The sequence below is a fragment of the Micrococcus antarcticus genome (assembly GCF_044872765.1).
Taxonomy (GTDB): Bacteria; Actinomycetota; Actinomycetes; order Actinomycetales; family Micrococcaceae; genus Micrococcus.
In genome coordinates, this window is sequence record NZ_CP085253.1 from 597,417 (window position 1) to 616,159 (window position 18,743).

16 protein-coding genes are annotated in these 18,743 nt (G+C 74.2%); all 16 read right to left on the bottom strand.

Going from position 1 to position 18,743, the window contains the following annotated elements; all coding sequences use genetic code 11:
• Window positions 1-31: 31 nt before the first annotated feature.
• The 16 genes from carB to LG274_RS02945 all read right to left on the bottom strand — a co-directional run bounded on the left by carB (window position 32) and on the right by LG274_RS02945 (window position 18,604).
• The gene (gene carB, locus LG274_RS02870) at window positions 32-3,334 is read right to left on the bottom strand and encodes a carbamoyl-phosphate synthase large subunit (RefSeq protein WP_248115597.1); all 3,303 of its coding nucleotides are present in this window, start codon (window positions 3,332-3,334) and stop codon (window positions 32-34) included.
• 3 nt (window positions 3,335-3,337) lie between these two features.
• On the bottom strand, window positions 3,338-4,564 hold the full coding sequence (carA, locus tag LG274_RS02875; protein WP_404465301.1) for a glutamine-hydrolyzing carbamoyl-phosphate synthase small subunit: 1,227 nt from the start codon (window positions 4,562-4,564) through the stop codon (window positions 3,338-3,340).
• Window positions 4,561-5,205, bottom strand: a complete 645-nt coding sequence (locus LG274_RS02880) for a hypothetical protein (RefSeq protein ID WP_404465303.1) — start codon at window positions 5,203-5,205, stop codon at window positions 4,561-4,563. The genes carA and LG274_RS02880 overlap by 4 nt, the downstream gene beginning before the upstream one ends.
• A complete protein-coding gene (locus tag LG274_RS02885; RefSeq protein ID WP_404465305.1) occupies window positions 5,202-6,584 on the bottom strand; it encodes a dihydroorotase in 1,383 nt (460 codons plus the stop codon). The genes LG274_RS02880 and LG274_RS02885 overlap by 4 nt, the downstream gene beginning before the upstream one ends.
• Window positions 6,581-7,603, bottom strand: a complete 1,023-nt coding sequence (locus LG274_RS02890) for an aspartate carbamoyltransferase catalytic subunit (protein ID WP_404465307.1) — start codon at window positions 7,601-7,603, stop codon at window positions 6,581-6,583. Before LG274_RS02890 ends, LG274_RS02885 begins: the two co-directional genes overlap by 4 nt.
• A 3-nt stretch (window positions 7,604-7,606) precedes the next feature.
• Complete coding sequence (pyrR, locus tag LG274_RS02895) at window positions 7,607-8,224, bottom strand: bifunctional pyr operon transcriptional regulator/uracil phosphoribosyltransferase PyrR (RefSeq protein ID WP_298711097.1); 618 nt, start codon at window positions 8,222-8,224, stop codon at window positions 7,607-7,609.
• A 171-nt stretch (window positions 8,225-8,395) separates the two neighbouring features.
• On the bottom strand, window positions 8,396-8,845 hold the full coding sequence (nusB, locus tag LG274_RS02900; RefSeq protein WP_248115603.1) for a transcription antitermination factor NusB: 450 nt from the start codon (window positions 8,843-8,845) through the stop codon (window positions 8,396-8,398).
• On the bottom strand, window positions 8,838-9,401 hold the full coding sequence (gene efp / locus LG274_RS02905; protein ID WP_248115604.1) for an elongation factor P: 564 nt from the start codon (window positions 9,399-9,401) through the stop codon (window positions 8,838-8,840). Before efp ends, nusB begins: the two co-directional genes overlap by 8 nt.
• Window positions 9,402-9,524: 123 nt before the next feature.
• On the bottom strand, window positions 9,525-10,700 hold the full coding sequence (gene aroB, locus LG274_RS02910) for a 3-dehydroquinate synthase (protein WP_248115605.1): 1,176 nt from the start codon (window positions 10,698-10,700) through the stop codon (window positions 9,525-9,527).
• Between the two features lie 17 nt (window positions 10,701-10,717).
• On the bottom strand, window positions 10,718-11,290 hold the full coding sequence (locus LG274_RS02915) for a shikimate kinase (RefSeq protein ID WP_248115606.1): 573 nt from the start codon (window positions 11,288-11,290) through the stop codon (window positions 10,718-10,720).
• A 76-nt stretch (window positions 11,291-11,366) separates the two neighbouring features.
• Window positions 11,367-12,602 carry a chorismate synthase gene (gene aroC, locus LG274_RS02920; protein ID WP_298711104.1) on the bottom strand — a complete coding sequence of 412 codons (1,236 nt, stop codon included), beginning with the start codon at window positions 12,600-12,602 and terminating at the stop codon, window positions 11,367-11,369.
• A gap of 81 nt (window positions 12,603-12,683) precedes the next feature.
• Window positions 12,684-13,628 carry a shikimate dehydrogenase family protein gene (locus LG274_RS02925; protein ID WP_404465311.1) on the bottom strand — a complete coding sequence of 315 codons (945 nt, stop codon included), beginning with the start codon at window positions 13,626-13,628 and terminating at the stop codon, window positions 12,684-12,686.
• Window positions 13,625-14,989, bottom strand: coding sequence for an endolytic transglycosylase MltG (gene mltG / locus LG274_RS02930; protein WP_298711112.1), 1,365 nt, complete (start codon window positions 14,987-14,989; stop codon window positions 13,625-13,627). The genes LG274_RS02925 and mltG overlap by 4 nt, the downstream gene beginning before the upstream one ends.
• Window positions 14,986-15,486 (bottom strand): Holliday junction resolvase RuvX, encoded by a 501-nt coding sequence (gene ruvX / locus LG274_RS02935; protein ID WP_248115610.1) that lies wholly within the window; start codon window positions 15,484-15,486, stop codon window positions 14,986-14,988. Before ruvX ends, mltG begins: the two co-directional genes overlap by 4 nt.
• The gene (gene alaS / locus LG274_RS02940; RefSeq protein WP_404465314.1) at window positions 15,483-18,194 is read right to left on the bottom strand and encodes an alanine--tRNA ligase; all 2,712 of its coding nucleotides are present in this window, start codon (window positions 18,192-18,194) and stop codon (window positions 15,483-15,485) included. Before alaS ends, ruvX begins: the two co-directional genes overlap by 4 nt.
• On the bottom strand, window positions 18,191-18,604 hold the full coding sequence (locus tag LG274_RS02945) for a hypothetical protein (protein ID WP_298985535.1): 414 nt from the start codon (window positions 18,602-18,604) through the stop codon (window positions 18,191-18,193). The genes alaS and LG274_RS02945 overlap by 4 nt, the downstream gene beginning before the upstream one ends.
• Between the last annotated feature and the right edge of the window lie 139 nt (window positions 18,605-18,743).

The following is an 18,743-nucleotide window of genomic DNA, read 5'->3' on the forward strand; positions in this document are numbered from 1 at the left end:
GTGCGCGAGGCCCGTGCGGCGCACTCCTCGCTCACGCGGACGCCCCGGCGCGCACGGCCTGCTGGAGGCGCTCGTCGTGCTCCTGGAGGGAGGTCACGCTCCACTCGTAGGTGCGCATCGCCTCGATGGCCTGCAGGCACGCCGCGAACTCGGCGACGGTCGTGATCACCGGCACGCCCAGCGAGGTCGCGGCCGCGCGGATCTCGTAGCCGTCCGTGCGGGCGTCGCCGCCCGAGGGCGTGTTGAGCACCAGGTCCACGGTGCCGGCGTGCAGCTGCTCGAGCACCGTGCCCACGCCGTCCTCGCGTCCGGCCTCCGCGATCTTCGCCACGGTCTCCGCGGGGATCCCGTTGCGGCGCAGCACCTCGGCGGTGCCGCCCGTGGACACGACCTGGAAGCCCAGGTCCACGAGGCGCTTGGCCTGCCCGACGACGGCCCGCTTGTCCCGGTTGGCCACCGAGACGAACACGCGGCCCTGGGTGGGCAGCGGGCCGCCCGCGGCGGCCTGGGACTTGGCGAAGGCCGTGTCGAAGTACTTGTCGATGCCCATGACCTCGCCGGTCGAGCGCATCTCCGGGCCGAGCAGCGAGTCGACGACGCGCCCCTCCCTGGTCCGGAAGCGGGTGAAGGGAAGGACGGCCTCCTTGACCGCGACGGACGCGCCCAGGGGGAGCGAGCCGCCGTCGTAGGCCGTGGGCAGGACGCCCGCGTCCTGGAGGTCCGCGATCGAGCGGCCCACGCCGATGAGCGCGGCGGCCTTGGCCAGCTGCACGCCCGTGGCCTTGGACACGAACGGCACCGTGCGGGACGCGCGGGGGTTCGCCTCGATGACGTAGAGGACGTCCGAGGCCAGCGCGAACTGGATGTTGATGAGGCCGCGCACGCCCACGCCCTCGGCGATCAGCCGGGTGGCGCGGTGCACGCGCTCCACCACGTCCGGGCCGAGGGTCACGGGCGGGAGCACGCACGCCGAGTCGCCGGAGTGGATGCCGGCCTCCTCGATGTGCTCCATGACGCCGCCGAGGTAGAGCTCCGTGCCGTCGAACAGCGCGTCGACGTCGATCTCGATCGCGTCCTCGAGGAAGCGGTCCACGAGCATCGGCTTGTCCGGGGTGATCTCGGTCGCGTGCGTCACGTAGTGCGCCAGCGCCTCCTCCGTGTAGACGATCTCCATGCCGCGGCCGCCGAGCACGTAGGACGGGCGGACCAGCACGGGGTAGCCGATCTCGTCCGCCACGCGCTTGGCGTCCTCGAAGGACACCGCGGTGCCGTTCTTCGGGGAGATCAGCCCGGCCGCGTCGAGCACGCGGGCGAACTCCCCGCGGTGCTCGGCGAGGTCGATCGCCGCCGGGGAGGTGCCGAGGACCGGCACGCCGGCGTCGGCGAGCTGCTGGGCGAGCTTGAGCGGGGTCTGGCCGCCGAGCTGGACGAAGACGCCCAGCACGCCGCCGGAGGCCTCCTCCGCCGCGATGACCTCGAGGACGTCCTCGAGGGTGAGCGGCTCGAAGTACAGGCGGTCCGAGATGTCGTAGTCCGTGGAGACGGTCTCGGGGTTGCAGTTGACCATGACGGTCTCGTACCCGGCCTCACGCAGCGCCATGGTGGCGTGCACGCACGAGTAGTCGAACTCGATGCCCTGGCCGATGCGGTTGGGGCCCGAGCCGAGGATGACCACGGACTTCCCCTCGTGCGGGGTCACCTCGGTCTCGAGGTCGTAGGACGAGTAGCGGTAGGGCGTGAACGCCTCGAACTCGGCGGCGCACGTGTCCACGGTCTTGAACACGGGCCGGACGCCGAGGGCGTGGCGGACGCCGCGGACCACGTCGGGGTCCATGTGGCGCAGGCGGCCGATCTGCTCGTCCGAGAAGCCGTGCCGCTTCGCGCGGCGCAGCAGGTCCTCCGTGAGCTGCTCCGCGGTGCGGACCTCGTCGGCGACCTCGTTGACCAGCATGAACTGGTCCAGGAACCACGGGTCGATCGCGGTGGCCTCGAAGGCCTCCTCGAGCGTGGCGCCGGCGTACAGGGCCTGCTGGGTCTGGGCGAGGCGCTGCGTGGTGGCGGTGCGGGCCCGCTCGAGGAGGGCCTTCGGATCCGCGTCCCGGTCGAAGGCGAGCTCGGAGCCCTTCTGCTCGAGGGAGCGCAGCGCCTTCTGGAGCGCCTCCGTGAAGTTGCGGCCGATGGCCATGGCCTCGCCCACGGACTTCATGGTGGTGGTGAGCGTGGGGTCCGCGGCGGGGAACTTCTCGAACGCGAAGCGCGGGACCTTCACCACCACGTAGTCGAGCACCGGCTCGAAGGAGGCGGGCGTCTTGCGGGTGATGTCGTTGGGGATCTCGTCCATCGTGTAGCCCAGGGCCAGCTTCGTGGCGATCTTGGCGATCGCGAAGCCGGTGGCCTTCGAGGCCAGCGCCGAGGAGCGGGACACGCGGGGGTTCATCTCGATGACGACGACGCGGCCGTCCTCCGGGTTCACGGCGAACTGGATGTTGCAGCCGCCCGTGTCCACGCCGACCTCGCGGATGACGTTGATGGAGATGTCGCGCAGCTTCTGGTACTCGCGGTCCGTGAGCGTCATGGCCGGGGCCACGGTGATCGAGTCGCCGGTGTGCACGCCCACGGGGTCGACGTTCTCGATCGAGCAGACCACCACGACGTTGTCGTTGCGGTCGCGCATCATCTCGAGCTCGTACTCCTTCCAGCCGAGGATCGACTCCTCGAGGAGCACCTCGGAGGTCGGGCTGTACTGCAGGCCCTGCCCGCAGATGCGGTGCAGGTCGGCCTCGTCGTAGGCCATGCCGGAGCCGAGCCCGCCCATCGTGAAGGACGGGCGCACCACCACGGGGTACTTCAGGTCCTCGACGGCGGCGAGGGCCTCCTCCATCGTGTGCACGATGTGCGAGCGCGCGGACTCGCCGCCGGAGCGCTCCACGACGCCCTTGAACTTCTCGCGGTTCTCGCCGAGCTCGATCGCGGCGATGTTGGCGCCGATGAGCTCCACGCCGTACCGCTCCAGCACGCCGTCCCTGTCGAGGGCGATCGCGGTGTTCAGCGCGGTCTGCCCGCCCAGGGTGGGCAGGACGGCGTCCGGACGCTCCTTCTCGATGATCTTGGCGACCACCTCGGGCGTGATGGGCTCGACGTAGGTGGCGTCGGCCAGCTCGGGGTCGGTCATGATCGTGGCCGGGTTGGAGTTGACGAGGACCACGCGGATCCCCTCCTCCTTGAGCACGCGGATGGCCTGCGTGCCGGAGTAGTCGAACTCCGCTGCCTGGCCGATCACGATGGGACCGGAGCCGATGACCAGGACGGACTTCAGGTCGGTGCGCTTGGGCATGGATCAGGCTCCTTCGGGGGTGGCGGACGGGGTGGCCGCGGCCGGCGCGCCGGCGGAGCGGCGCTCGGCGAGCATGGCGGCGAAGCGGTCGAACAGGCCCAGCGAGTCGTGCGGACCCGCGGCGGCCTCGGGGTGGAACTGCACGGAGAACGCGGGCCGGTCGACCAGGCGCAGCCCCTCCACGACGTCGTCGTTGAGGGACCAGTGGGAGACCTCGACGCGGCCGTAGCGGGCCTCGGGGGCCTGAACGACCTCGCCGATGGGCGCGTCGACGGCGAAGCCGTGGTTCTGCGAGGTGATCTCCACGCGGCCGGTGGCCTTGTCCATGACGGGCTGGTTGGGGCCGCGGTGGCCGAACGGCAGCTTGTAGGTGCCGAAGCCCAGGGCGCGGCCGAAGATCTGGTTGCCGAAGCAGATGCCGAAGTAGGGCAGCTCCGCGTCCAGCACCCGGCGCAGGGTCTCCACCTGCGCGTCGGCGGTGGCGGGGTCGCCGGGACCGTTGGAGAGGAACACGCCGTCCGGCTCGACCGCCTGGATCTCGGCGAAGCCGGCGGTGGCGGGCAGCACGTGCACGCGGATGCCGCGAGCGGCCAGGTGGCGAGGGGTGGCGGCCTTGATGCCGAGGTCGAGGGCGGCGACCGTGGCGATCGGCTCCCCCTCCCAGCCGTGGTCGGCGGGCTCGACGACGTAGCCGGACTCCGCCGTGACCGTCTCGGCGAGGCACGCGCCCTCCATGGCCGGGGCAGCGCGGACCTCGGCGAGCAGCTCCGCCTCGGGGCGCTGCGCGTCCGCACCGGAGAAGATGCCGGCGCGCATGGCGCCCGAACTGCGCAGCAGGCGCGTGATCGCCCGGGTGTCCACGCCCTGGATGCCGACGATCCCCTGCGCCGTGAGCTCCTCGTCGAGGGAGCGCTCGGCACGCCAGTTGGAGGGGCGGCGGGCGGCGTCGCGCACCACGTAGCCGGCCACCCACATGGCGCGGGACTCGCGGTCCTCGTCGTTGACGCCGGTGTTGCCGATGTGCGGAGCGGTCTGGACCACGATCTGGCGGGCGTAGGAGGGGTCGGTCAGGGTCTCCTGGTAGCCGGTCATGCCGGTGGTGAAGACGGCCTCGCCGAGGGTGGTGCCGCGCGCGCCGTAGGCCCGGCCCCGGTGCACGGAGCCGTCCTCGAGGACGAGGAGGGCGCGGTCGTCGGTGCCGGCGGCGGTGCCGGGGGTCGGGGTGCTCATCGGGGGTTCTCCTGTCCTGCGGGGTCCGCGGTGGCGGTCCGGGCGCGGTCGATGATGGTCTGGAGCGCGTCGACGACGCGGTGGCGGTCCTCGGGGCGCTGCGGGCGGAAGGCCGAGGTGAGGGCGGCGTCGCCGAGGCGCCAGCCCCACGCGGCGAGCCCGCCCGGCTCGGTGAACTTGCCGGCGATCCCGGCGGAGTGCCCGACGGAGGTGAGATCGGAGGCCGGCACGAACAGGGCGTCCATCCCGGGGCGCAGGACCAGCAGGCCGGGGTGGGCGCCGGCGGCGTGCACCTCGAGGCGGGCCCTCGAGCGCAGGCCGAGGCCGTGCACGGCCACGCGGTCCAGGCGGCTCTCCTCCCGCACCGTGCCCACGTACATCCCCTCGACGGCGAGGGCCGGCTCCTGCTCGTACAGCGCGGCGGGGGCGGCGGCCGGAGCGGGGATGCCGGACTGGGCGCGGCGCCGGGAGCGCCACCCCCATGCCAGCAGCGCGAGGATCACGGCGATCGTCAGGAGCGTCGCCACGACGATGGGCAGCCACACGCCGCTGTAGTCCTTCCCCGGGGCCGCCGGGGGCACGGGACGCGCGGCGAGCACACCCTCCAGGCGCGCGAGGGCGTCGAAGCGCGGCCCGGTCACCGGCTCGCCTCGCCGGTCTCGGCGGCCGCGGGATGGCGGTAGGGCGTGGCGGGGGCGCCGTCGGCGACCACGCGGTGCCCGCGGTAGAGGGTGTGCACGGTGGCGCCCGGCAGCTCCATGCCGCGGTACGGGCTGTTGCGCGAGCGCGTCAGGTGGGCCTCGGGGTCCACGGTGCGGCGCACCGAGGGGTCCCACACCACCAGGTTCGCGACCGCGCCGACGCGCGGGGCGCCGTCGTCCCCCGCCTGGCCCTGGTCGGTGAGGCCCGCGATGCGGGCCGGGTTCACGGAGAGCACGCGGGCCACGCCGGCCCAGTCGAGCAGCCCCGTCTCCACCATGGCCTGCTGCACCACGGGCAGGGCGGTCTCCAGGCCCGTCATGCCCATCGCGGCGACCGTCCACTCGCACTGCTTCGTCTCGGGCGTGTGCGGGGCGTGGTCGGTGCCGACGGTGTCGATCGTGCCGTCGGCCAGGGCCTCGCGCAGCGCCATGACATCGGCCTCGCGGCGCAGCGGCGGGTTCACCTTGTACACCGGGTCGTACGAGCGCACGAGCTCCTCGGTGAGGAGGAGGTGGTGCGGGGTGACCTCCGCGGTGACACGCACGCCCTGCTCCTTGGCCCAGCGGATGAGGCGCACGGAGCCCTCGGTGGAGACGTGGCAGACGTGCAGGCGGGAGTCCACGTGCTGGGCGAGCAGCACGTCGCGGGCGATGATCGCCTCCTCGGCCACGGCGGGCCAGCCGGGCAGGCCGAGGATCCCGGAGAGCTCGGACTCGTTCATCTGGGCGCCGGCGGTGAGCTTGGGCTCCTGGGCGTGCTGGGCCACGAACCCGCCGAAGGACTTCACGTACTCGAGCGCGCGGCGCATGAGCACGGCGTCGTGCACGCACATGCCGTCGTCGGAGAACATCCGCACGCGGGCCTGGGAGTCGGCCATCGCGCCGAGGTCGGCGAGGGCCTCGCCGGCCAGGCCCACGGTCACGGCGCCCACGGGGTGCACGTCGCACCAGCCGGCGTCGCGGCCCAGGCGCCAGACCTGCTCGACGACGCCCGCGGTGTCCGCGGTGGGGGTCGAGTTGGCCATGGCGTGCACGGAGGTGAAGCCGCCCATCGCGGCGGCGCGGGTGCCGGTCTCCACGGTCTCCGCGTCCTCCTTGCCGGGCTGACGCAGGTGGGTGTGGAGGTCCACGAGCCCGGGCAGGACGATCAGGCCGGTGCAGTCGAGCACCTCGGCGGCGCCGGCGGCCGGGTGGGCGGACGCGTCCGGGCCGACGGCGGCGACCAGGCCGTCCGCCACGAGGACGTCGGCGCTCTCCCCGGAGGCGAGGGCGGCGCCGCGCAGCAGCACGGGGGCGGGGCGGGTGACGGGAGCGCTCACGGGCGGACCTCCTGGAGGGGCTGGGCGGGCGCGGCGGAGGGCCGGCCGGGATCGTCGTGGTTGAGGACCAGGTGCAGGACGGCCATGCGCACGGACACGCCGTTGGCCACCTGCTCGAGGGCCGTGTTGCGGGGCGAGTCGGCCGCCGCGGGGCAGATCTCGAGGCCCCGGTTCATCGGCCCCGGGTGCATCACGAGCGGCTGCGCGAGGCGGCCGCCGCGCTGGGCGGAGAGCCGCGCGAACCGGTCCGCGGTCAGGCCCCACGAACGGGTGTACTCCCCCGCGGACGGGAAGAACGCGCCGCCCATGCGCTCGGCCTGCACGCGCAGCATCATGACGGCGTCGGGGGCGGCGGCGAGGGCCTCGTCCAGCGAGTAGGTGACGCGGCACGGCCACGCGTCCACGCCGACGGGCAGGAGGGTGGGCGGCGCGGCGAGGGTGACCTCCGCCCCCAGCGTGGTCAGGAGCCAGACGTTGGAGCGGGCCACGCGGGAGTGCAGGATGTCCCCCACGATCACCACGTGCATGCCGGCCAGGTCGGTGCCCGTGGGCGACGCGCCGGTCTCGGCGGCCAGGTGGCGGCGCAGCGTGAAGGCGTCCAGCAGCGCCTGCGTGGGGTGCTCGTGGGTGCCGTCGCCGGCGTTCACCACGGCCGAGCCGACCCAGCCGGAGTCGGCCAGCTGACGGGCCGCGCCGGAGGACCAGTGGCGCATGACGATCGCGTCCGCGCCGATCGCCTCGAGCGTCTGGACGGTGTCCTTGAGGGACTCGCCCTTGGAGACGGAGGAGCCCTTCGCGGAGAAGTTGATCACGTCCGCCGAGAGGCGCTTGGCGGCCGCCTCGAAGGAGATGCGCGTCCGGGTGGAGTCCTCGAAGAAGAGGTTCACCACGGTGCGGCCGCGCAGGGCGGGCAGCTTCTTGACCTCGCGCTCGTTGACGGCCGCCATCTCCTCGGCGGTGTCCAGCACGGCGAGGGCGTCTGCGCGGCTGAGGTCGGCGGTGGAGAGCAGGTGGCGCACGGCTCAGGCCTCCGTGCCGGCGGGCGCGGACGGGGCGTCGGCGATGCTCACGGTGTCTTCGACGACCTCCCCGGTGCCCGCGGGGCCGTCCACCTCCGTGAGGCGGACCTGCACGCGCTCGGCGGTGGAGGTCGGAAGGTTCTTTCCCACGAAGTCCGCCCGGATCGGCAGCTCGCGGTGCCCGCGGTCCACGAGGACGGCGAGCCGGACGGCGGCGGGGCGGCCCAGGTCGGCGATCGCGTCGAGCGCGGCGCGGACGGTGCGCCCGGAGAAGAGGACGTCGTCCACGAGCACGACGACGGCGTCGTCGAGGGGGTGGGCGGGCAGGCGCGTGGGGGCCGGGGTGCGGGCGGCGCTGCGGCGCAGGTCGTCCCGGTACAGGGTGACGTCCACATCGCCGACGCAGGCCTCGGGGTCGAAGCCCGGGTCGATGCGGTGCAGCACCGCGCCCAGGCGGTGCGCCAGCGGGACGCCGCGGCGCGGGATCCCCATCAGCACGAGGGAGTCCGCGCCCTTGTTGGACTCGAGGATCTCATGGGCGATCCGGGTCAGGGCCCGGTCGATCTCGGCCGCGGTCAGCACGGTCCGGGCAGCACGAGGTGCGGTGGGAGCTCGTCCCATCCGGCGCCTCCTTCCCCGCCTCACAGGACGGTCGTTAAAGGATGCGAAAGGGGTGTGTCCGACGGTCGGGGGCACCGTCCGCGGGCGAGTCCGACTCTACCAGTGGGGCCCGCGCGGGACGCCGGATGACGGCCCGCGCGGGCCTCGCGTCGGGTGTGATCCGCGTCCCGCTCAGGCGAGCAGCGTCGGCTTCACCTGCTGGAGACGGCCGAGGAGGCCGTTGACGAACTCCGGGGAGTCGTCCGTGGAGAGCTGCGCGGCCAGGGCCACCGCCTCGGACACGGCGACGGCGTCCGGCACGTCGTCCTGGAACAGCAGCTCCCACGCGCCCACGCGCAGGATCGCGCGGTCCACGGCGGGCATGCGGTCCAGGCTCCAGCCGCGGGAGTACGAGGTCAGGGCCTCGTCCAGGCGCTCCTGGTCGGCGATGACGCCCTCGACGAGCAGCTGCGTGTAGGCGTTCACCTGCAGGTCGGTCTGGGAGCGCCGGGTCTCGATGCCCTGGAGCACGGTGGTCCCGCGCTGCTCGGCCTCGAAGAGGATCTCCACCGCCCGCTGCCGGGAGCGGCTGCGCGCCGTGGTCCCCCGCTTGGCGCCGGGGGCGGAGGCGGCATCAGTCATTGACGCGGCCCAGGTAGTCGCCGTTGCGGGTGTCCACCTTGACGCGGGTGCCCTGCTCCACGAACAGCGGGACCTGGATCTCGGCACCGGTCTCCACGGTGGCGGGCTTGGTGCCCGCGGAGGAGCGGTCGCCCTGCAGGCCCGGCTCGGTGTAGGTGATCTCCAGGACCACGGACGCCGGCATCTCGAGGTACAGCGGGGTGCCCTCGTTGAGGGCGATGACCACCTGGGTGTTCTCGAGCATGTACTTCGCGGCGTCGCCCACCACGGCGGCCGGGACGGTGATCTGGTCGTAGGTCTTCGTGTCCATGAACACGTAGTCCGCGCCGTCCTGGTACAGGTACTGGTAGTCCGAGCGGTCCACGATGGCGAACTCCACCTTGGTGCCCGCGTTGAAGGTCTTGTCCACGACCTTGCCGCTGGTGATGTTGCGCATCTTGGTGCGCACGAACGCCCCGCCCTTGCCGGGCTTCACGTGCTGGAACTCGATGACGTTCCAGAGCTGGCCCTCCAGCTTCAGGACGGAGCCGTTCTTGATGTCATTGGTCGTTGCCACGAAGGTCTCCCGGTGCCTGGGGCGGGCGCGCAGCGGCCCGCCGGTCTTCTCAGTCGTTGATTGCGCGTGCCAGTCTACGCAGTGCACGCCCCCGGCCCGTCCTGCAGGAGGGACCGGGCCGCCTCACTCCGCGATCTCCTGGTACGCCGCGAAGAGCAGCGAGGCGTCCGGGACGTCCACCGTCACGGGGCTGGCCAGCCCGTCGAGCAGAACGAAGCGCAGCTGGTCCCCGCGGTTCTTCTTGTCCCGGCGGATGCCCTCGAGGAGGGTCTGCCAGCGGTCGCCGCGGTAGGACACCGGCAGGCCCAGGGACTGCAGCACGGCCCAGTGGCGGTCCGCGGTGGCGTCGTCCAGCCGGCCCAGGGAGCGGGCCAGCTCGGCCGCGAACACGAGGCCGACGGACACGGCTGCGCCGTGGCGCCACTGGTAGCGCTCGGCGTGCTCGATCGCGTGGCCCATGGTGTGCCCGTAGTTGAGGGCCTCCCGCGGACCGGACTCGCGCAGGTCCCGGGAGACCACCTCGGCCTTGACCCGGATGGCGCGCTCGATCAGCTCCCGCAGGCGCGGCGAGTGGGGGTTCTGCGCCTGGGCCGGGTCCTCCTCGATCAGCTCGAGGATCGCCGGGTCCGCGATGAACCCGCACTTGACCACCTCGGCCAGGCCCGAGATGAGCTCGTTGGCCGGCAGCGTCAGGAGGGTGTCGAGGTCCGCCAGCACGCCGGCGGGCGAGTGGAACGCGCCCACGAGGTTCTTGCCCTCGGCGGTGTTGATGCCGGTCTTGCCGCCCACGGCGGCGTCCACCATGCCCAGCAGGGTGGTGGGCATGTGCACCACGCGCACGCCGCGCAGCCACGTCGCGGCCACGAAGCCCGCCAGGTCGGAGACGGCGCCGCCGCCCACGGAGACGATCGCGTCCGAGCGGGTGAAGTCGTTCTGGCCCAGGACCTGCCAGCAGAAGCCCGCCACCTGGAGGTGCTTGCCCTCCTCGGCATCCGGGATCTCCGCGGTCAGGGCCGTGAGGCCGCTGGCCTCGAGGTCCGTCTTCACGACGTCGCCCGTCGCCCGCAGGGCGCGGGGGTGGACCACCAGCACCCGCTGCACGCCGGGGCCCAGGATGTCGGGCAGGCGAGCGAGCAGGCCACGGCCCACGACGACGTCGTAGCCGCCCTGGGCGGCGTTCTCGTGGCCGCCGCCCACCGGGATGACGGTGGCGTCCTCGGGGCGGTCGGCGCCGGGGGCGTCGGCCCCCGGCTCACCGGCGGGATCGAGCTCGGACGGGTCCGGATGTCGCTCGGTCATGGGTGGGTCTCATTCCTTCAGCGGGGGCAGATCCCCTCCACGATACGCCAGGCGAGCTCGCGGGCCGGATCTGACGTGGTGTCCACCACGAGGTCGGCGACCTCGTGGTAGAGGGGATCGCGCTCCGCGAGGATCCGGCTCCACGTGCCGGCCGGGTCCCCCGCGAGCACGGGGCGCCCGGCACCGCTGTCGAGCCGGCGCAGCGCCTCGGCCTCCGTCACGCGCAGGTACACGACCGCGACCTCGGGGCGGGAGAGCAGCGACCGCGTCCCGGGCGAGAGCACGGCGCCGCCGCCGCTGGCCAGGACGCACGGCACGGCGCGGCTCAGGACGTGCTCGATCACCCGTGCCTCCTCGGCCCGGAACGCCCGCTCGCCGTGCTCGGCGAAGAAGGCGGGGATGGGTCCGTGGACCTGCACGAGGAGGTCGTCGGAGTCCACGAACGCCAGCCCCGTGGCCTCGGCCAGGGCGCGCCCGACGGTGGTCTTCCCCGCGCCCATGGGCCCCACGAGCACGAGGCCGCGCCGCGTGCCGGCGTCCTCCCCCGCCCTGGCCGACGCGGCAAGCCGCGCCTCGAGGGCGCCGGCCATCGCGTCCCACGGCCGAGCCGTGCAGGGCCCCGGGACGGGGTGGGTCGCCGGGCAGGCGGCCGTCACGGCGCGGGCCTCACGGCAGGGGGTCGCCCATGGGGCCGTCGGCGGGGGCGTCCCCCGCAGGCTCGGGCAGCGCGGGGATCGCGGCCGTGAAGGCCTCCAGGTTGCGCCGGGTCTCCCCGAGCGAGTCGCCGCCGAACTTCTCCATCACGGCATCGGCCAGCACGAGCGCGACCATGGCCTCGGCGACGATGCCCGCGGCGGGCACCGCCGCGACGTCCGAGCGCTGGTGATGCGCCGTGGTCGCGTCGCCGGTGGCCACGTCCACGGTCGGCAGCGCGCGCGGGACGGTGGCGATGGGCTTCATCGCCGCGCTCACGCGCAGCACCTCGCCCGTGGACATGCCGGCCTCGATGCCGCCGGCGCGGTCGCTCGTGCGACGCGGTCGGCCGCCGTCGCCGCGGGCGATCCCGTCATGGGCCGCCGAGCCGCGGCGGGAGGCGGTGGCGAAGCCGTCGCCCACCTGGACGCCCTTGATGGCCTGGATGCCCATGAGGGCGCCGGCCAGACGCGCGTCGAGCCGGCGGTCCCCGTGCACGTGCGAGCCGAGGCCGATCGGCACGCCATAGGCCAGGACCTCCACGACGCCGCCGAGGGTCTCCCCCTCCTTGTGCGCCGCGTCCACCTCGGCCACCATCGCGGCCGAGGTCTCCGGGTCGAGGCAGCGGACGGGGTCGGCGTCGAGCCGGGCCTCGTCCTCGGGCACGGGGAAGGCGTGGTCCGCGGGCAGGGTGGCCGCTCCGAACGCGACGGTGTGCGAGACGATCCGCACGCCGAGCTCGGCGAGGAACGAGCGGGCCACGGTGCCGAGGGCCACGCGCGCGGCGGTCTCGCGGGCCGAGGCGCGCTCCAGCAGGGGGCGGGCGTCGTCGAAGCCGTACTTCTGCATACCGGTGAGGTCGGCGTGGCCGGGACGCGGGCGGGTCAGCTTCGCGTTGCGCGCGAGCCCCGCGAGCTCCTCGGCCGGCACGGGATCGGCCGCCATCACCTTCTCCCACTTGGGCCACTCGGTGTTGGCCACCTGGATCGCCACGGGCGAGCCCAGCGTCAGGCCGTGCCGCACGCCGCCGAGCACGGTGACGGCGTCCTGCTCGAACGACATCCGCGCGCCGCGGCCGTAGCCGAGGCGACGGCGCGCGAGCGCGTCCGCGATCGCCTCCGTCGTCACCGGGATCCCGGCGGGGAGACCTTCGAGGATTCCTGTCAGGGCGGGGCCGTGAGACTCTCCCGCTGTCAACCAGCGCACCATGCCGACGATCCTCTCACGCAGGCGGGGCGCCGCCGCCGGATGTGACCGGCGGCGTCGCCCGCGGGCCGTGCCGGCGGCGGGTCAGGCCCCGGCCACGCCGAGTGCCCGGGCGGCCGCGGCCGTCACCGCGGCCCAGTCCGGCTCCGGCGCACCGGCCTCCCGGCGGGGCCGACCGGTGAAGAGGCGCACCTGCTCCACGCCCTGGTGCAGCAGCATCGCGACGCCGGACACGACCGCCCCTCCGTGGCCGGACCACGCGTGGGCGAGGGCGGAGGGCCACGGGTCGTACGCGGCGTCCAGCAGGGGCGGCAGCGCCCCGCCCTCGGGGAGGCACGGGGCGAGGGGGTCGGCGGCGCGGGGCGGCAGGGTGGCGACGAGCGCGCGCAGGTCCGGGGCCAGGGCCAGGAGCTCGGCCTGTGCCATGACCTCCACCCTGAGTCCGAGCCCGGCCGCGAGGTCTGCGACGTCCGCGGCGCGGGACGGCTCCCGCACGCCGAACGCGACGGCGTCGGCGCCGAGCTGCCACGCGGCCAGCACGGCGGCGGCCGCGGTGCCGCCGTTGCCGAGCACACCCATGGCACCGCCGCGGGCGGCGGGGTCCAGCCCAGCGGTGCGCAGGGCACCGACCACGCCGTCGACGTCCGTGTTGTGGGCCAGCAGGGCGCCCGGATGGTCCGGGTGGTCGCGCACGAGCGTGTTCGCCACGCCCAGCAGGCGCACCCGGTCCGTCAGGACGTCGGCCTCGGAGACCACCGCCGTCTTGAGCGGCATGGTGACGGAGACGCCCAGCCAGTCCTCCCCGGGGTCGGCGACGCCGGATCCCGTCGCCCCGGAGGCCCTCCCGAGGCGGTCCCGCACGAAGGCGGGCAGCCCGTCCGGGCCGAGGTCGTGGCGGTCGTAGACCACGGGCAGGCCGAGGGCCGCGTAGGCGGCCCCGTGCAGCGTCGGGGAGAGCGAGTGCGCGATCGGGCGGCCCAACACGCCGGCGCGCAGGCGGACCCCCGGGGGCGCCGGGGCGGCGCTCACCCGCACACGTCCGGGTTGGAGGCGCAGTACTTCTGGAACTCGCGCTGGTGGGCGCGGTGCTCCTCGTACGTCTTCGAGAACTCGGTGTGCCCCGTGGCGATGTCGGTGGTCACCCAGTAGTAGTCCTCGGACGGCTCGGGGTGCACGGCGGCCTCCACCGCGGCGTCGGAGGGCATGCCGATCGGCCCCGGCGGCAGGCCCCGGTGCTGGTAGGTGTTGTAGGGGTTGGACTCGTCGGCGCGCTGGGCCTTGGTGAACTGGAGGCTGCGCGCCCCAAGCCCGTAGTTGACGGCCGAGTCGATCTGCAGCAGGCCGTGGGTCTCCGTGTTGTCCGGCGCGAGCCGGTTCTCGATGATGCCCGCGACCCGCGCGTAGTCCCGTGGCAGGGCCTCGGCCTCGAGGAGGGAGGCCAGGGTGACCACGCGCATCCGCTCGTCGGCGTCGCTCACCCCCTGCTCGTCGAGGAACTCGAGGCGCGGGCGCACGAGCCTGTCCAGGATCTGCTCCGGCGTCGAGTCCACGGAGATCCGGTACTCCCCCGGGTCGAGCCACCCCTCGAGCGAGTCGGCCCCCTCGGGGACGCCGTACCGCTGCGGATCGCTGGCCGCGGCGTCGAACTCCTCGCGGGAGTGGCCCGTGGACTCCACGAGGGCGTCCAGCGTCTCTGTGAGCCACTGGCCGCGGTTGACGAGCACGTAGTGCACGGCGCCCTGGTCCCGGCCCTGCAGCACGGCGAGGGCGTCGGCGGCGGGCATGCGCTCGCGCAGCACGAAGTCGCCGGCACCGATGGGCCGTTCGCCCGACTCCTCGGCCTCGCGCCGCAGCGCCGAGGCCGAGCCGACGATGCCCTTCTCGTCCAGGCGCTCCGCCACGGACTGCAGGGACTCCCCCGGGCGGACGGTGAACGTGACCTCCTCGCCCGAGGCCTCGGCGTGGTCCGCCCCGGCGAGCATGGAGCGCAGCGCCAGTGCGGCCACGACCACGAGGGCCGCCGCCACGGCGAGCAGGACCACCCGGCCGCGGCGCCGCCGGTCCCCCCGTCCCGTGCCGGCCGCGCGGGCCGAGCCGGTCATGACGGGGCGCCGTGCGGTGCCGCCGACGACGGAGGGGCCCGCGGCGCGCGACCCCCGCCCGCGATCCACGGCTCCAGCCCGGCGCGGGGAGCGTCCGGCGCGCAGCCGTCCCAGCGTGCCCGCGAGGGCGCCCCCGCGGACCGGCGGCGGGGCGGGCGCGGGCTCCGGCTCGCCGGGCTCCTCGGCGTCCGAGAGGTCCGCGGTGAGGTCCTCGTGCTCCACGAAGCCGAACACGTCGAGGTCGTCGTCCTCCGGGTCGTGGTCGTAGCCCCGGCGTGTCTCGTTCACGGCGTCTCCTCCGTCGTGGCCGGCTGCCCGGCCCAGGCGCCCGTGCGGCGCTGCTCGTCGATGGCCGCCTGCAGGATGGCGACGGCCGCCGCCTGGTCGATCACCGACCGGCTGTCCTTCACGGTGCGGCCGGCGCTGCGCAGGCCCGCCTGGGCTGTGACCGTGGAGAGGCGCTCGTCCACGAGGTGGACGGGGACCGGACGGCCCGCGGCGCCGAGGGCGCGCTCGAGGCGCGCCGCGTAGTCGAGGGCGTCCTGCGTGGACGGCGTGTGCTCCCCGCGCAGGTTGACCGGCAGCCCCACATACACCACCACGGCCTCGTGCTCGTCCACGTGGCGCACGAGCTCGCCGAGGTCACGGCCGTGCCTCGCGTCCCGCCGCAGCGTGGCCACGGGGGTGGCGAGGAGGCCGTCCGGGTCGGACGAGGCGACGCCGACGCGCGCGCGGCCGACGTCCACCCCGATCGCGCGCCCGCGGCGCACCTCCCACGAGCTCACGCCGCGGCCACCGCCGCCCGCACGGCGTCGAGGGCCGCGGCCACGGCGGAGGCGTCCTGACCGCCGCCCTGGGCCACGTCGTCCTTGCCGCCGCCCCCGCCGCCGAGCACGCGCGTGGCGGTCTTGACCATGGCGCCGGCCTTGAGGCCCGCCGCGCGGGCGGCCTCGTTGGTGGCGACGACGACGAGCGGGCGTCCCTTCGCCTCACCGGTGAGCGCCACGAGCACGGGGGTGCCGGCCGCGTTGCCGCCGGCGGACTCGATGCGCGAGCGCAGGTCGAGCACGAGGGTGCGCAGCTGGTCGCCCGCCACCTCGCCGGCGTGGTGGGTGAGGACCCGCACCGCCGTGCCGGCCGTCGTCGTGACGTCCTGCGCGCCCGCGGCGAGCTGGCCCGCCTGCGCCTGCAGCTGCTTCGCCTGGAGGTCGGCGATCTGCTTCTCGGCCGCCTTGAGGCGGTCCATCGTGGCGGAGATGCGGTCCTTGAGCTGGTCGGCCGGGGCCTTGAACATCTCCGAGAGGTCCGAGACGAGGGTGCGCTCGGTGGCCAGGTGGCGGAAGGAGTCCAGGCCCACGAGCGCCTCGACGCGGCGGTTGCCCGAGCCGACCGACTGCTCGCCGAGCAGGGTCAGGGAGCCGATCTGCGCGGTGCGGCCCACGTGGGTGCCGCCGCACAGCTCGCGGGACCAGGCGCCGTCGATCTCGACGACGCGCACGCGGTCCCCGTACTTCTCGCCGAAGAGGCTCATGGCGCCGAGCGCGCGGGCCTCCTCGATGCCCATCTCCTGGGTGAGGACCTGGTGGTCGTCCCGGATGGCGATGTTGACGACGTCCTCGATCTCCGAGCGTGCGCCCGCCGAGACGGACTCCCCCCAGCGGAAGTCGAAGCGCAGGTAGCCCTCCTTGTTGAAGGAGCCGGACTGCGTGGCGTCGGGGCCCAGGACCTGGTGCAGGGCGGCGTGCACGAGGTGCGTGCCCGAGTGCGCCTTCTCGCCGTCGAGGCGGCGCTGCAGGTCGATCTGGCCGAGCGCCTCGGCGCCCACGGGCACCTCGCCCTCGAGCACCCTGACCCTGTGCACCGAGAGGCCGTTGACGGGCGCCTGGACGTCGAGGACCTCGAGGCGGAAGCCGTCGCCGGTGATGAGGCCGGTGTCGGCCGCCTGGCCGCCGGACTCGGCGTAGAACGGGGTGGCGTCCAGGACCAGCTCGAGCTCGGTGCCCGCTGCCGCCGAGGGGACCTCGGCCCCGTCGGAGAGCAGCCCGCGGATCACGGACTCGGTGGTGTGCTCGGTGTAGCCGGTGAAGTGGGTCTGGCCCTCGGAGCGCAGGCGCTGGTACACGGCGGTGTCCGTGTGGCCGGACTTCTTGGCCTTGGCGTCCGCGCGGGCGCGGTCGCGCTGCTCGGTCATCAGGGTGCGGAAGCCCGCCTCGTCGACGGCGACGCCGGCCTCCTCGGCGATCTCGAGGGTCAGCTCGATCGGGAAGCCGTAGGTGTCGTGCAGCTCGAAGGCGTCCGCGCCCCCGATGCCCGTCCCGCCCGTCTTCGCGGCGCCGACGGCGGCGTCCAGGCGCGCGGTGCCCGCGGCGATGGTGCGCAGGAACGCCTTCTCCTCGGCGTAGGCGATGCGGGAGATGCGGTCGAACTCGTCCGCCACCACCGGGTAGACGCCCTTCATGGCATCGCGGGAGACGGGCAGCAGCTCGGGGAGCACGGGCTCGGTGACGCCCATCAGGCGCAGGGCGCGGACCACGCGGCGGATGAGGCGGCGCAGCACGTAGCCGCGGCCCTCATTGCCCGGGCCAACGCCGTCGCCGATCAGCATGAGGGAGGAGCGCACGTGGTCGGCCACCATGCGCAGGCGCACGTCGTCCTCGTAGTGCGGGTCCGCGGGATCCTCGGTGGAGGTGTAGTCCCGGCCGGCCAGCTGCGCGGCGCGGTCCAGCACGGGGCGGACCTGGTCCGTCTCGTACATGTTCTCCACGCCCTGGAGGATCATCGCGAGGCGCTCGAGGCCGAGGCCGGTGTCGATGTTCTTGTTCTGCAGCTCGCCGGCCACGTCGAAGTCGTCCTTCGAGCGCACCGCGGAGAGCCGGTACTGCATGAACACGAGGTTCCAGATCTCGATGTAGCGGGTGTCGTCCGCCTCCGGGCCGCCCTCGGCGCCGTACGCGGGGCCGCGGTCGTAGAAGATCTCGGAGCACGGGCCGCCGGGGCCGGGCTGGCCCGTGTTCCAGTAGTTGTCGTCCTTGCCCATGCGCTGGATGCGCTCGACGGGGACACCGACCTCCTCGCGCCAGATGCGGGCGGCCTCGTCGTCCTCCTCGTACACCGTGACCCACAGCCGGTCCGGGTCCAGGCCGAAGCCGCCGTCGTCGACGGAGGAGGTCAGGAGCTCCCAGGCCAGGGGGATGGCCTTCTCCTTGAAGTAGTCGCCGAAGGAGAAGTTGCCGCACATCTGGAAGAACGTGCCGTGGCGGACGGTCTTGCCGACCTCCTCGATGTCCGCGGTGCGGATGCACTTCTGCACGGACACGGCGCGCGGCGCCGGCGGAGTCTGCTCGCCCAGGAAGTAGGGGATGAAGGGCACCATGCCGGCCACGGTGAAGAGCAGCGACGGGTCCGGGGACACCAGCGAGGCCGAGGGCACCGGGCGGTGGCCCTGCTGCTCGAAGTAGGCCGTCCAGCGGCGTGCGATCTCCTGCGACTTCATGCGGTGGGGTCCTTCGAGATGGTGGTGGTGGACGGGGAGGCGGTGGTGCGGGGCGCACGTGCGGGCGGCGCGGACGACGACGGCGTGTCCAGCGTCTCCCCCGCGATGACGGTGGCGCGCGTGGCGAGGGCGGAGACCCACGGCGGGGCGTCCGTCTTGAGGCGCTCGGTGAAGCGGTTCATGCCCTCGGCGAGGGCCGTGGCCGCGGCGTCGCCGGCCGCCTGGCCGAGGTCCTGGGCGATCGTGTCCGGGTCGATCCCGGCGCGCTGGGCGAAGCGGCGCCCCAGGTCGGGGGCGCCGTGCGCGGCGGAGGGGCGGGCGGCGTCGGGCTCGACGAGCGGGCCGAACGCGCGGTGGGCGTACCACCCCGCGGCGGAGCCGGCGGTCAACAGCAGCAGTGAGCGGAGCATGGCTGGCCCTCCTTCGGGAGCGTGCGGATACCGGGTTCACCTTACCGGGACGCGCGGACGGAGCCGGGGACGCCGCAGGCCCGGCACCTCGACGAGGTGACCGGGCCTGCGGGACGCGCGCGGCGTCGTCGTCCGGGAC